This window comes from Methylobacterium sp. J-059, from assembly GCF_022829485.1.
Taxonomy (GTDB): Bacteria; Pseudomonadota; Alphaproteobacteria; order Rhizobiales; family Beijerinckiaceae; genus Methylobacterium.
Genome location: NZ_JAKSYA010000034.1, coordinates 99,638 through 113,315, shown reverse-complemented (window position 1 = coordinate 113,315; position 13,678 = coordinate 99,638). Strand labels below are relative to the sequence as shown.

Annotated in this window: 13 protein-coding genes; 4 read left to right on the top strand and 9 right to left on the bottom strand. The window is 72.2% G+C overall.

Going from position 1 to position 13,678, the window contains the following annotated elements:
* Positions 1–136: 136 nt before the first annotated feature.
* Complete coding sequence (locus tag MKK55_RS02980) at positions 137–565, top strand: DUF3291 domain-containing protein (RefSeq protein WP_243933211.1); 429 nt, start codon at positions 137–139, stop codon at positions 563–565.
* Between the two features lie 10 nt (positions 566–575).
* On the opposite strand, the gene MKK55_RS02975 is transcribed toward MKK55_RS02980, so the two are convergent.
* From MKK55_RS02975 to MKK55_RS02950, 6 genes are all read right to left on the bottom strand, one after another.
* Positions 576–2,297, bottom strand: a complete 1,722-nt coding sequence (locus MKK55_RS02975; RefSeq protein WP_243933210.1) for an AMP-binding protein — start codon at positions 2,295–2,297, stop codon at positions 576–578.
* Between the two features lie 262 nt (positions 2,298–2,559).
* Entirely contained in the window at positions 2,560–3,348 is a 789-nt protein-coding gene (locus MKK55_RS02970) for an enoyl-CoA hydratase (protein WP_243933208.1), read from the bottom strand.
* A 2-nt stretch (positions 3,349–3,350) separates the two neighbouring features.
* Entirely contained in the window at positions 3,351–4,253 is a 903-nt protein-coding gene (gene mmsB / locus MKK55_RS02965) for a 3-hydroxyisobutyrate dehydrogenase (protein WP_243933206.1), read from the bottom strand.
* Between the two features lie 184 nt (positions 4,254–4,437).
* Entirely contained in the window at positions 4,438–5,517 is a 1,080-nt protein-coding gene (locus MKK55_RS02960; RefSeq protein ID WP_243933204.1) for an enoyl-CoA hydratase/isomerase family protein, read from the bottom strand.
* On the bottom strand, positions 5,517–6,659 hold the full coding sequence (locus MKK55_RS02955; RefSeq protein ID WP_243933202.1) for an acyl-CoA dehydrogenase family protein: 1,143 nt from the start codon (positions 6,657–6,659) through the stop codon (positions 5,517–5,519). The genes MKK55_RS02960 and MKK55_RS02955 overlap by 1 nt, the downstream gene beginning before the upstream one ends.
* Before the next feature lie 56 nt (positions 6,660–6,715).
* On the bottom strand, positions 6,716–8,212 hold the full coding sequence (locus MKK55_RS02950; RefSeq protein WP_243933200.1) for a CoA-acylating methylmalonate-semialdehyde dehydrogenase: 1,497 nt from the start codon (positions 8,210–8,212) through the stop codon (positions 6,716–6,718).
* Positions 8,213–8,367: 155 nt separating this feature from the next.
* Here MKK55_RS02950 and MKK55_RS02945 point away from each other — a divergent pair, with 155 nt between their 5' ends.
* Both MKK55_RS02945 and MKK55_RS02940 read left to right on the top strand, forming a co-directional pair.
* Entirely contained in the window at positions 8,368–9,276 is a 909-nt protein-coding gene (locus MKK55_RS02945; RefSeq protein WP_243933198.1) for a LysR family transcriptional regulator, read from the top strand.
* Positions 9,277–9,445: 169 nt separating this feature from the next.
* A complete protein-coding gene (locus tag MKK55_RS02940) occupies positions 9,446–10,609 on the top strand; it encodes an iron-containing alcohol dehydrogenase (protein WP_243933196.1) in 1,164 nt (387 codons plus the stop codon).
* A 40-nt stretch (positions 10,610–10,649) separates the two neighbouring features.
* Here the strand turns inward: MKK55_RS02940 and MKK55_RS02935 are convergent, their stop codons facing one another.
* The 3 genes from MKK55_RS02935 to dinB all read right to left on the bottom strand — a co-directional run bounded on the left by MKK55_RS02935 (position 10,650) and on the right by dinB (position 13,079).
* Complete coding sequence (locus MKK55_RS02935) at positions 10,650–10,949, bottom strand: hypothetical protein (protein ID WP_147727705.1); 300 nt, start codon at positions 10,947–10,949, stop codon at positions 10,650–10,652.
* A 96-nt stretch (positions 10,950–11,045) separates the two neighbouring features.
* Complete coding sequence (locus MKK55_RS02930) at positions 11,046–11,924, bottom strand: SDR family oxidoreductase (RefSeq protein WP_147844249.1); 879 nt, start codon at positions 11,922–11,924, stop codon at positions 11,046–11,048.
* A 114-nt stretch (positions 11,925–12,038) separates the two neighbouring features.
* Entirely contained in the window at positions 12,039–13,079 is a 1,041-nt protein-coding gene (gene dinB, locus MKK55_RS02925) for a DNA polymerase IV (protein ID WP_147859264.1), read from the bottom strand.
* A 221-nt stretch (positions 13,080–13,300) separates the two neighbouring features.
* On the opposite strand from dinB, the gene MKK55_RS02920 reads away from it, so the two are divergent.
* Positions 13,301–13,612: an FtsB family cell division protein gene (locus tag MKK55_RS02920; protein ID WP_147728758.1), complete on the top strand. Its 312-nt coding sequence runs from the start codon at positions 13,301–13,303 to the stop codon at positions 13,610–13,612.
* Positions 13,613–13,678: the final 66 nt, after the last annotated feature.

Below are 13,678 nucleotides of genomic sequence, written 5' to 3'. Positions count from 1 at the left end.
GCGGAAACGAGTCTGACCTGCTGAGGGGCCGCATGTTCGTCACGCAGGCCGGCATCCGCCGCTCTTGAGGATGCTCCGCGGCGGTACGGACGGCACAGGACGTGGTACGGCCGGCCCCTCTGCGAGGGATGCCGCCATGTCGTGGATCAGCCTCACCCGGTTGCGGCTTCGCGGCTGGCGGTTCGTGCCCGGATTCGCGTGGTACGCGATCCGGTCGAGCCGGCAGGCCTCCAGGGCCGCCGGCTACCGCGACGGCGCGCTGCTCAACGACGCCAAGCTGACCTTCTGGACCGTCACCGCCTGGACCGACGAGGCGGCGATGCGCGCCTACGTGCCGGACGGCGACCACCGCGCGGCGATGGGAAAGCTCGCCCGCTGGTGCGACGAGGCCTCGGTCGCCCACTGGATCGCGCCGGGCCTGCCGGACTGGCCCGAGGCCGACCGGCGGATGCGCGAGACCGGCCGGCCCTCCAAGGTCCGCCATCCGTCGCCCGCGCACGCGGCGCTCGCCTACGATCCGCCGCGCACGACCCGCGGCGGACGGCTTCCCCGGGCGGCCGGCTGAGCCGGCCCGCTCAGCCCGGTTTCCGCTCGTCGGCCTTCAGCTCCGGGAAGTCCGACTGGGCGAAGGCCAAGCCCCGGAACGGGTCGTCGGTGGTGCCGTCGTGCTCCAGGCGCCGGAGCTGGACCCGGCGGATCTTGCCGGAGATGGTCTTGGGCAGCTCCGCGACGAACTCGATCGCCCGCAGCCGCTTGAACGTCGCGAGCCGCGCGTTGGTGAAGCGGAAGATGTCGAGGGCGGTCTCCCGCGTCGCCTCCGCGCTGTCGACGAGCGACACGAAGGCCTTCGGGATCGTGTAGCGGATCGCGTCGGGCGCCGGCACCACCGCCGCCTCGGCCACCGCCGCATGCGCGATCAGCACGCTCTCCAGCTCGAACGGGCTGATGCGGTAGCCGGAGGACTTGAACACGTCGTCGGCGCGCCCGACGAAGGTCAGGGTTCCGTCCGGCTCGACGAAGGCGACGTCGCCGGTGCGGTAGAGCGGCCCGTCCGCGCCGGAAAGGTGGCCGGCGCCGTCGTCGTAGCCCTGCATCAGGCCGGCCGGGCGGTGCTCGCCGAGGGCGAGGCAGACCTCGCCCTCGCTCGCCGGCTGATCGTCGATGTCGAGGATGCGGACCGTGTAGCCCGGCAGCGGCCGGCCCATGGCGCCGGGCTTCACCGTCTGGCTCGGGGTGTTGGCGACCTGGGCCGTGGTCTCGGTCTGGCCGTAGCCGTCGCGGATGGTCAGGCCCCAGGCGTCGCGCACCCGCTCGATCACCTCCGGGTTCAGCGGCTCGCCGGCGGCGCAGACCTCGCGCAGCGTCAGGTCGTGCCCGGTCAGGTCCTCCTGGATCATCAGCCGCCACACCGTCGGCGGCGCGCACAGGGTGGTGACGCGGCAGCGGGCGAGCACCGCGAGCAGGGCAGGGGCCGAGAACGGCGCCTGGTTGACCACGAACACCGTGGCGCCGGCGTTCCAGGGGGCGAAGACCGAGGACCAGGCGTGCTTGGCCCAGCCGGGAGAGGAGACGTTGCAATGGACGTCGCCGGGCTGCAGCCCGAGCCAGTACATCGTCGACAGGCTGCCGACCGGATACGAGCGGTGGCTGTGCCGCACGAGCTTGGGCTTCGCCGTGGTGCCGGAGGTGAAGTACAGCAGGAACGGGTCGTCGGCGCCGGTCGCCGCGTCGGGCGCGAACGCGTCGGAGGCCGAGAATGCGGCCGCGTAGGGCTGCCAGCCGGGCTCGGCCGGCCCGGTCGTCAGGCGCACCACCGGCCCCAGGTCGAGGCCCTCGAACTTCGGCACCTGATCGGCCCCGGCCACGATCAGCCGCGGCCGCCCGCGCTCCAGCCGGTCGGCCAGCTCGCCGTCGGTCAGCAGCGTGGTCGCCGGGATCACGATCGCCCCGAGCTTCATCGCCGCCAGCATCGTCTCCCACAGGGCCGGCACGTTGCCGAGCAGCAGCAGCAGGGTGTCGCCGCGTCGCAGGCCCAGCGACCGCAGGTGGTTGGCGACCTGGTTCGAGCGCCGGCTCATCTGCGAGAACGAAACCTTCGTCTCCGCCCCCGAGGCCGCGTCGACGATCCACAGGGCAGGGCGGTCGCGGGTCTCCGGGCGGGTCGCGAGATCCGCGTCGAACCAGTCGAGCGCCCAGTTGAACGCCGCCGCGTCCGGCCATCGGAAGCCCGCATAGGCCGCCGCGTAGTCGGTGCGGCGGGCCAGAAGAAAGTCGCGGGACTCGCGAAAGCTCGGCATCGGCGTTCTCCCTGGTTTTCGGTGGCTTTTCCGTTGTCTTGTGTTCGATCAGTCTTTTGCTGAACTGAAGCTTCGGCGGAGCCTCTTTCCCCTCTGCGGGGGCTATCACGTCCGCCCGGCTCGCGCGTTTCGGTTCGAAAACCCCCACCGTCCTCCCGGGGCGCCGGAGGCGAGCCCGGGATGACGGGGCGGGGCCGGATGAGTTTCGCTCGAGGCCGGGACGATGCGTGAAGACGATCGGCCTCCGTAGCGAGAAGTGGCGCTACCCGTGCGTGAACTTGGGCGCGCGCTTCTCGACGAAGGCGGCCATGCCCTCCTTCTGGTCCTGGGTGGCGAACATCGCGTGGAACACCCGCCGCTCGAAGCGCACGCCTTCCGTGAGCGTGGTCTCGTAGGCGCGGTTGACCGCCTCCTTGGTCATCATCGCGATCGGCTTGGACATGCCGGCGATGGTCTCGGCGACCCGCATCGCCTCCGCGACGAGCCCGTCGGCGGGCACGACCCGCGAGACCAGCCCGGCCCGCTCGGCCTCGGCCGCATCCATCATCCGGCCGGTCAGGCACATCTCCATCGCCTTGGCCTTGCCGACGAACCGGGTCAGCCGCTGGCTGCCGCCGATTCCGGGCATCACCCCGAGCTTGATCTCCGGCTGGCCGAACTGCGCGGTGTCGGCGGCCAGGATCAGGTCGCACATCATCGCGAGCTCGCAGCCGCCGCCGAGCGCGAAGCCGGCCACGGCCGCGACGATCGGGGTCCGCAGGGCCGTGAAGCGCTCCCAGTCGGCGAAGCGGTCGCCGGCATACATCTCGGCATAGGTCGCCGCCTGCATCTCCTTGATGTCGGCGCCGGCGGCGAAGGCCTTGGCCGACCCGGTGATCACGATGCAGCCGATCCCCGGATCGGTATCGGCGGCGGTCGCCGCTGCGATCAGCGCGCGGGTGAGCTGCGCGTTGATCGCGTTCAAGGCCTTGGGCCGGTTCAGGGTGATGAGCCGGACGCGCCCGCGCGTCTCGATGAGGATCGTCTCGTCCCCGGTCAGATTCTCCGGCATGGTCAAACCTCCTCGCGCGGTCCGCGCAGCATCTGGACGATCGCCGAGAAATCCTGCCCGCCGTGGCCTTGCGCGTCGAACCGGGCATAGAGGCGCTCGGCCTCGGCGCCGAGGGGCGTCGCGGCGCCGGCCGTCCCGGCGGCTTCTTGCGCGAGGCGCAGGTCCTTCAGCATCAGGGCGGCAGCGAAGCCCGGCCGGTAGCCGGTGTTGGCGGGCGAGGTCGGCACCGGCCCCGGCACCGGGCAATAGGTGGTGAGCGACCAGCACTGCCCGGACGAGACCGAGGCCACGTCGAACAGGGCCTGCTGCGAGAGCCCGAGCTTCTCGCCGAGCGCGAAGGCCTCGCACACGCCGATCATCGAGATGCCGAGGATCATGTTGTTGCAGATCTTGGCGGCCTGGCCGGCGCCGGCCGCACCGCAATGGAACACGCTCCGGCCCATCCGCTTCAGGATCGGCTCGGCGGCGGCGAAGGCCTGTTCCGAGCCGCCGGCCATGAAGGTCAGCGTCCCGGCCTTGGCGCCCCCGGTGCCGCCGGAGACCGGCGCGTCGATCGCTGGGCAGGAGCGCGCCTCGGCCAGGGCGTGGGCCTCTCGGGCGCTCGCGACGTCGACCGTCGAGGAATCGATCAGCAGGGTGCCGGCGGGGACCGCTCCGGCGACCTGCGACCAGACCTCGACCACGTGCCGGCCGGCCGGCAGCATCGTCACCACCGCGGACGCGCCCTCGACCGCCTCCAGCACCGAGCCGGCGACGGCGACGCCCTCGGCCCGCGCCGCCTCCAGCGAGGCCGGGGCGAGGTCGAACCCGCGGACCGCGTGCCCGGCGCGGACGAGGTTGGCCGCCATCGGGCCGCCCATGTTGCCGAGCCCGATGAAGGCGATGGTCTGGGGCCGCGTCGTCATGGGTTCCTCCCGTATGTCTCTCACGGCGGCGCTCTGCGTGGAGCACGGCACCGATCCTTGTTCCTTGCTCCCATCCCCCCCCCTCATCCTGAGGTGCCGGAACGAAGCGGAGGCCTCGAAGGAGACATCCAGGTCCCGCTGCGATCCCTGGAGCCCTCCTTCGAGGCCCGCTGGCGCGGGCGCCTCAGGATGAGGGGGCAGGGTGGGACAAGACGTCGTCCGGCACCGAAAAGACCGGGGCCGCCCGCGGCGCGAGCCAGCCGGCGATCCGTTCGGGGTCGACCGCGTCGAGGATCGGCGGCGACCAGCGCGGCGCCTTGTCCTTGTCGATCACCGCCGCGCGGATGCCCTCGCGAAAATCCCCCTCCGCCAGCAGGGCGAGGGACGCGTGGAACTCGCGCTCCAGGCAGGCCTCCAGCGTCGTCGCCGCGCGGCCGAGACGCAGCAGGCGCAGCGTCAGCACGAGGCTCGATGGCGACTTCTCCAGCAGCGTCGCGTGGGTCCGCCCGGCGAATTCGGAGCCTTCGGCGGCGAGCGCGTCCAGGATGTCCTCGACGCGATCGTGCGCGAAGCAGCGGTCGATGACGGCTTGCGCCGCGGCGAGCGGGGCCGGCCCCGGCGTGACGGCGCGCGCGTCGATCGCCGCCCGGACGGTGGCGTGGCCGGCCTCCGGGGCGAGGGCGGCGAGCGCATCGATCAGGGCGGGCAGCGTCGCTGCGGGCACGCAGGCGTCGGCGAACCCCGCGAAGATCGCGTCGGCCGCGCCCATGGGCTCGCCGGTCAGCCCGAGATAGGTCCCGGTCTCGCCGGGCGCGCGCGGCAGCAGCCAGGTGCCGCCGACGTCGGGCAGGTAGCCGATGCCGGTCTCCGGCATGGCGATGCGGGAGCGCCCGGTGACGACGCGGTGGCCGGCATGGCCCGACAGCCCGACGCCGCCGCCCATGGTGATCCCATCCAGGATCGCCACGAACGGTTTTTCGTAATGCGCGATCCGAGCATCGAGGCGATACTCGTCGCGCCAGAAGTTCTCGGCGGAGCTTGAACCCGCGCTCTCGTAGAGCGAGCGCAGGTCGCCGCCGGCGCACAGGCCGCGCTCGCCCTCGCCGGTGAGCAGGATCGCGGCGACGCCTTCGTCGGCGGCGAAAAGATCGAGGGCGGCATCGATCGCGCCGACCATGCCGTGGGTCAGCGCGTTCAAGGCCTTCGGCCGGTTCAGGCGGATGCGCCCGAGCGTGCCGACGCGCTCGACGAGGATGTCGGGCATCAGCGCCCCCCGAGCAGCGCGCGGGCGATGATCACCCGCATGATCTCGTTGGTGCCCTCCAGGATCTGGTGGACGCGCAGATCCCGGACGATCTTCTCGATGCCGTACTCGGCGAGATACCCGTAGCCGCCGTGGAGCTGCAGCGCCTCGTTGGCGACGTGGAACGCGGCGTCCGTCACGTGGCGCTTGGCCATGGCGCAGAGCTTGGTCGCCTCCGGCGCCCTGGCGTCGAGGGCGGCGGCCGCGTGGCGCAGGAACGCGCGGGCGACCTCGAGCTCGGTCGCCATGTCGGCCAGCCGGAACTGCAGCGCCTGGAAGTCCGAGAGCTTCTGGCCGAAGGCGCGGCGGTCGCCCATGTAGGCGAGCGTCCGGTCGAGGGCCGATTGCGCGCCGCCCAGCGCGCAGGCGGCGATGTTGAGGCGGCCGCCGTCGAGCCCGGCCATGGCGTAGCGGAAGCCGTCGCCCTCGGCGCCCAGCCGGTTCTCGACGGGCACCCGGCACTGGTCGAAGCGCACCGCGCGGGTCGGCTGGGCGTTCCAGCCCATCTTGCGCTCGTCGGCGCCGAAGGAGAGGCCGGGCGTGCCCTTCTCGACGACGATCGCCGAGACGCCCTTCGCGCCCTCGCCTCCGGTCCGGGCCATGACGAGGTAGAGGTCGCTGGCGCCGGCGCCCGAGATGAACTGCTTCTCGCCGGTCAGCACGTAGGCGTCGCCGTCGCGGACCGCGCGGGTTCGGAGCGCAGCGGCATCCGAGCCCGAGCCGGCCTCGGTCAGGCAATAGCTGGCGATCCTGTCCATCCGCGTCAGCGACGGAAGCCAGCGCCGGCGCTGCGCCTCGCTGCCGAAGGCGTCGATGATCCAAGAGGACAGGTTGTGGATCGAGAGGAAGGCCGCCACCGTCGGGCAGCCTTCGCCCAGAGCCTCGAAGATCAGGCTGGCGTCGACGCGGCTCAGGGCCGATCCGCCGACATCCTCGCGGATGGTGATCGCGGCCATGCCGAGAGCTGCCGCCGCGCGAAGGGTCTCGACGGGGAAGTGCTTGCGCGCGTCCCAGTCGAGGGCGTGCGGCGCGATGTGCTCGCGCGCGAAGTTCTGGGCCATCTCCCGGATGGCCACCTGATCCTCGTCGAGCCCGAAGCGCATGGCATCAAGTCCTTGGCTGGACGGTTCTCCCCCCCCGCAGAGGGGGGAGGGTCGGTTCACCGCATCGTCGGGATCGAGAACTCCGCGCCGCTCTTGATGCCCGAGGGCCAGCGCTGCGTCACGGTCTTGGTCTTGGTGTAGAAGCGGATCGCGTCGGGCCCGTGCTGGTTCAGGTCGCCGAAGCCCGAGCGCTTCCAGCCGCCGAAGGTGTGGTAGGCGATCGGCACCGGGATCGGCACGTTGACGCCGACCATGCCGACGTTGACCCGGGCGGTGAAGTCGCGCGCCGCGTCGCCGTCCTGGGTGAAGATCGCGACGCCGTTGCCGTATTGGTGGGTGGAGGGCAGCGCCAGCGCCTCCTCGTAGTCCTTGGCCCGCACGACCGAGAGGACCGGGCCGAAGATCTCCTCCTTGTAGATCGTCATGTCGGCGGTGACGCGGTCGAACAGGCAGCCGCCCATGTAGAAGCCGTTCTCGTAGCCCTGCAGGGTGAAGCCGCGGCCGTCGACGGCGAGCTCGGCGCCCTCCTGGAGGCCGGTCTCGATGTAGCCCTTCACCCGCGCCACCGCCTCGGCGGTGACCATCGGGCCGTAATCGGCCGAGCCGTCGTGCGAGGGGCCGATCTTGAGGCTCTCCACCCGCGGCACCAGGCGCTCCATCAGCCGGTCGGCGGTGCCCTCGCCGACGGGGACGGCGACCGAGATCGCCATGCAGCGCTCGCCGGCCGAGCCGTAGCCGGCGCCGATCAGCGCGTCGACGGCCTGGCCCATGTCGGCGTCGGGCATGATGATCATGTGGTTCTTGGCGCCGCCGAAGCACTGGGCGCGCTTCCCCGTCTGCGCGGAGCGGACGTAGATGTACTCGGCGATCTGCGAGGAGCCGACGAAGCCGACCGCCTTGATGTCCGCGTCGTCGAGGATCGCGTCGACCGCCTCCTTGTCGCCGTTGACGACGTTGAGGATCCCCGGCGGCAGGCCGGCCTCCAGGAAGATCTCGGCGATGCGCATCGGAACGCCGGGGTCGCGCTCGGACGGCTTGAGGATGAAGGCGTTGCCGCAGGCGATGGCCGGGGCGCATTTCCAGAGCGGGATCATCGCGGGGAAGTTGAACGGCGTGATGCCGGCGACCACGCCCAGCGGCTGGCGCAGGGAGTAGACGTCGATGCCGGGGCCGGCGCCTTCCGTGAACTCGCCCTTCAGCAGGTGCGGGATGCCGCAGGCGAACTCCACCACCTCGACGCCGCGCTGGATGTCGCCCTTGGCGTCGGGCACGGTCTTGCCGTGCTCGGAGGCCAGCAGCTCGGCGAGCGAATCCGTCTCGCCGCGGATCAGCTCGAGGAAGCGCATCATCACGCGGGCGCGCTTCTGCGGGTTGGTCGCGGCCCAGGCGGCTTGCGCGTCGCGGGCGTTCTCGACCGCCGCGCGAAGCTCGGCGCGGCTCGCCAGGGCGACGCGGGCCTGGACCTCGCCGGTCGAGGGATGGAACACGTCGGCGAAGCGGCCGCTGGTGCCCGCGACGGTCTTGCCGCCGATGAAATGCCCGATCGTGCGCATGTGCGCCTCTCCTGTGCTCGTTTCCTCAGGTCCGGCCGGCGCGACGGCCGGCCGATTTTGAGCGGACCATAGCAGCGCCGATCGGGCGATAAAGCTGGACCTGCTCGCAGCCGTTGTGCATCGATGCACAGCGCCATCCCCGTCGGACCCAGCCCGTGAGCCTCAAGAAGACCCGCAACTGGGACGACCTGCGCTTCTTTCTCGCCGTCGCCCGCACCGGCACGCTGACGGCCGCGGCGGCGCAGACCGGCACCGAGCACACCACCGTGGCCCGGCGCATCCTGGCCCTGGAGGAGGGGCTCGACCGCCGGCTCTTCCACAAGAGCAACCTCGGCTACGCGCTGACCGAGGCCGGCGAGGCGCTGCTCGGGACGGCAGAGGCGATGGAGAGCGCCTTCGTCTCGGGCTCGGCGGCCGGCGGCACCGGGCGGAGCGTCGCGGGCACGGTGCGGATCGGCGCGCCGGACGGGTTCGGCAGCGTGTTCCTCGCGCCGCGGATGCACCGCCTGACCGAGGCCCATCCCGGGCTCGAGATCGAGATCATGGCGACCGCGCGGATCTTCAGCCTGTCGAAGCGCGAGGCGGACATCGTCGTCAGCCTGTCGGCACCGCAGCAGGCGCGGGTGGTGACGCGGCGGCTCACCGACTACCGGCTCTTCGTCTACGGGTCGAAGGCCTACCTCGACGCGGCCGAGCCGATCCGGACGGCGGCCGACCTCGGGCGGCACCCGTTCGTCAGCTACATCGAGGACATGCTGTTTGCGCGGGAGCTCAACTACCTCAACGTGATCGGGCCGGGCGCCAGCGCGCGGCTGCGCTCGACGAACCTGCTCGCCCAGGTGCACGCCACGCTCGCCGGTGCCGGCCTGTGCATCGTGCCGGCCTTCATCGCGGCCGCCCATCCCGGCCTCGTGCCGGTGCTGCCGGACGCGCTGTCGCTGACGCGGGCCTTCCACATGCACATCCACGAGGACCACCGGAAGGCCGCCCACATCCGCGAGGTGGCGGCCTTCATCGTCGGCGCGGTCGAGGCGGCGCAGGCGCTGTTTTCGCGGGCGGGATAGTGCGTCGCACCGGCAAGCTCAGGCAGGATACTGCGCGCCGGATGTCGCGCGACGGGCGCCGATCGGGCTTGTCCTCGCGCCCGCGCAGCCGCTAGCCTGCCTTTCGTATTCTGCGTTCATTCGCGCGCGTCCCCTCGGCGCGTCCCTTTGGAAAGACGGATCCAACGCCATGATCAGCGCCATCGCCCTGCCGCGGCTGATGCGGATCGGAGCCGGTGCGTGCGGGCTGCTGCCGGAGGTGCTGGGGCAGCTCGGGCTGTCCCGGCCGTTCGTCGTCACCGATCCCTACCTCGCCGACAGCGGCCGGGCGGGGCGGCTCGTCGAGCGCCTGGCGGCGGCCGGCATCCAGGCCGGGCTGTTCTCGCGGACCGTGCCGGACCCGACCGTGGCCTCGGTGGAGGCGGCTTTGGCCGCGCTCAAGGCCGGCGACCACGATTGCGTCGTCGGCTTCGGCGGCGGCAGCCCGATGGACACGGCCAAGGCCGTCGCGGTGCTCGCCCGCCACGGCGGCCACATGCGCGACTACAAGGCGCCCCACAGCCAGGACGCGCCCGGCCTGCCGATCCTGGCGATCCCCACCACCGCCGGCACCGGCTCGGAGGCGACGCGCTTCACCATCGTCACCGACGAGGCCACCGACGAGAAGATGCTGTGCGCCGGCCTCGCCTACCTGCCGGTGGCGGCGCTGGTCGATTACGAGCTGACCCTGAGCAAGCCCGCGCGCCTCACCGCCGATACCGGGATCGACGCGCTGACCCACGCGATCGAGGCCTACGTCTCGCGGAAATCCAACCCGTTCTCGGACGGGTTCGCGCTCGCCGCGATGCGGGCGATCGCGCCGAACCTGCGCCGGGTCTGGACCGATCCGGGCGACCGGGCTGCGCGGGAGGCGATGATGTTCGGCGCGACGCAAGCAGGCATCGCCTTCTCTAACAGCTCGGTGGCCCTCGTCCACGGGATGAGCCGGCCGATCGGCGCGCATTTCCACGTGCCGCACGGGCTCTCGAACGCGATGCTGCTGCCGGCCGTCACCGCCTTCTCGGCGCCGGGCGCGCCCGGGCGCTACGCCGCCTGCGCCCGGGCGATGGGCGTGGCGCGGGAGGGCGACGACGAGCGCAACGCGGTCTCCCGCCTGATCGCCGAGCTGCAGAACCTCAACGACGACCTGCAGGTGCCGACGCCCGGCGACTACGGCATCGACGAGGCCCGGTGGAACGGCCTGATCCCGACCATGGCGGCGCAGGCCCTGGCCTCGGGCTCGCCCGGCAACAACCCGGTGGTGCCGGACGCGGAGGCGATCGCGACGCTGTACCGCCAGGTCTGGGCCGCCTGAGCGGGACGGGCGGGGCAGCGGGATGCGGGCGGCTGCCGGCTCAGGCGGCCTGGCCGCCGTAGGTCGCGAACGAGGACTCGACCTTGTCCGCGAGCGCCGGCTCGACCTCGGCCGAGACCTTGAGGCGCCCGGCGAGCTTCGGCTCGCCGTCGGTGTGGGTCTTCTCGACGCGGCCGTCCTCGATGTCGGCGCCCGCGGTCTCCGTGCCGGCGCTGTTCTCGTCCGAGACCGGCGCGATGGTCACGGCCTTGCGGTCGATCTTGTGCTCCTGGACGAGGTGCTCGACCGCCATCTCGGCGTCGCGGCGGGTCTCGAACGTGGCGGCGATGATCTTCGACATGGATCTGGCTCCGATGGCGGGGCGGTCCGGCCCCGCGGGGGTTCCGCCGTCAATCGCAGGCGCGGCGCTCCGTTCCGGATCGCCGCGCCTCGTGCGTCAGTACATCGGCGTGCCGCCGGTGACGGGCACCAGGGCGCCGGACATGTAGCTGCCCTCGCGGGACGCCAGCAGCACGTAGGCCGGGGCGAGCTCGGCCGGCTGCCCGGCGCGGCCGAGGGGCGTGTCGGCCCCGAGCTGCTCGATCTGCTCGGGGCTCTTCACGATCGGCTGGATCGGGGTCCACACGGGGCCGGGCGCGACGCAGTTCACCCGGATGCCCTTCGGCGCCAGCAGGTTCGACAGCCCGATCGTCAGGCTCGCGATCGCGCCCTTGGTGGCGGCGTAGATCAGCATCGTCTTGTCGGCGACCTTGGCCTGCTGGCTCGTCGAGTTCACGATCGCCGAGCCCGGCTTCATGTGCGGCACCGCCGCCTGGGCGAGGTAGTACATCGCGAAGACGTTGGCGCGGAACGAGCCCTCGAGGTCCTCCGCCGTCACGTCGTCGAGCCCTTCGTTGATCGTCTGCGCGGCCGCGTTGTTGACCAGGACGTCGAGGCGCCCGAACGCGGCCACCGTGCGGGCGACGAGGTCGCGGCAATGGGCCTCCTCGCGCAGGTCTCCCGGCAGCAGCAGGACGCGGCGCCCGGCCTGCTCGACCCAGCGCGCCGTCTCCTCGGCATCGGACTGCTCGACCGGCAGGTAGGAGATCGCCACGTCGGCGCCCTCGCGGGCGTAGGCGATCGCCACCGCGCGGCCGATCCCGGAATCGCCGCCGGTGATCAGCGCGACCTGATCCGTCAGCAGCCCCTTGCCGACGTAGCTGTGCTCGCCGTGATCGGGGGCGGGGGTCATCCGCGACGACAATCCCGGCCGCTCCTGCTGCTGGTCGCCGGGGAAGGGGGGCCGGGCTCCGGCCTCGCGGGGATCGTCGGTCATGGTTGGCTGCTCCCGGTGTCGCTTCCCATCGAGATAGGGCGCGGCGCCGCGGACGCAGGCGCGACCCGATGACCGCGGCGCCGGCGATCCCGATCGAACGATCGCAGCGACGCCTCAGATCGCCAGGCCGAGCTGCAGCGGTTCCGCGGCGTCGCCGTGGTCGAGGGCCGAGAGCGAGACGCCGAGCAGCCGCACGCTGCGCCGGAGCGGGCGGAGGTCGCGCAGCAGGCCCAGGCTGATCGCCTCCAGGCTGGCGCGGTCGCCGACGGGGGCCGCCAGGGAGCGCGCCCGCGTGACCTGCGCGAAGTCGGAGAACTTCACCTTCAGCGTCACGGTCCGGCCGCGCAGACCCTTGGCGGCGCAGGCCGCCGCGACCTTGTCGAGGATTGGCGCGAGGCGCTCGGCGAGGATTTCGAGGTCGGCGCTGTCGTCGGAGAAGGTGTTCTCGGCACCGATCGACTTGCGGATGCGGTGCGCCCGCACCGGGCGCTCGTCGATGCCGCGGGCCACCCCGTGATAGTAGGGGGCGGCGCTGCCGAGGATGGCGGCCAGATCCTCCAGCGAGCGGGCCTTGAGGTCGCGGCCGGTGTGGATGCCGAGGCGGCGCATTTTCGCCTCCGTCACCGGGCCGATGCCGTGGAAGCGGCCGATGGCGAGGTCCTCGACGAAGGCCGGGCCCATCTCGGGGGTGATCACGAACAGCGCGTCGGGCTTGCGGTAGTCCGAGGCGACCTTAGCGAGGAACTTGTTGTACGAGACGCCGGCCGAGGCGACGAGTCCGGTGCGCGCGCGGATCGTGGTGCGGATCGCCCGGGCGACGGCGGTGGCGGTCGGCAGGCCCTGCAGGTTCTCGGTGACGTCGAGGTAGGCCTCGTCGAGGGAGAGCGGCTCGATCACCGGCGTGTGCTCGGAGAACACCGTCCGGATCTCCTCCGAGATGCCGCGGTAGACCTCGAAGCGCGGGCGCACGAACACCAGGTCCGGGCAGAGCCGGCGCGCCGTCACCGAGGGCATCGCCGAGCGCACCCCGAAGGCCCGCGCCTCGTAGCTCGCGGCGGCCACCACGCCGCGCTCGCGCGAGCCGCCGACCGCGACCGGCCGGCCGCGCAGGGCCGGGTCGTCGCGCTGCTCGACGGAGGCGTAGAACGCGTCCATGTCGATGTGGATGACTTTCCGCACCGGGGCGGTCACTGCGCTGTCCCGTTCCGCGAGACCGCCGCACCGCAGGGCGGCCGCCTCGATGTTCGATCTTTGTTCCGACTGTCCATCACCGCGGGGCGCGGTTCAACCCATCCGGGCGCCGCCGTCCACCGCCGAGCGCACGATCGGCGGTCGCGGCAAAGGCTTTGTTAACCGACCCGGACGATGGTCGCGCCATGGTCGTCCGTCGCCGCGTCAGAATGGTCGTTTTGCCTCTCAGCCTCTGGACCCTGTCCGGGCTGGTGGTCGGCTACTTCGTGTACCAGGCCGAGAACGGCAACCGGGGCCTGGAGGCCAAGCGCGCCCTCAAGATCCAGGCCTTCGGGCTCACCCGGGAGCTCGCGGCGGCCAAGGCCGAGCGGGCGACCTGGGAGCACCGCGTCGCGCTGCTGCGCAGCGAGCAGATCGACCGCGACCTGCTGGAGGAGCGCGCCCGGGTCGTCCTCGGCCGGGTGCACGCCAACGACGTGGTCGTCATCGACCCGTGAGCGGGCACCGCCTCCAGTCCCGCGCGCGTCCCGGCTTGAACGCGGCCCGCATCCGCCGTCCCGAGG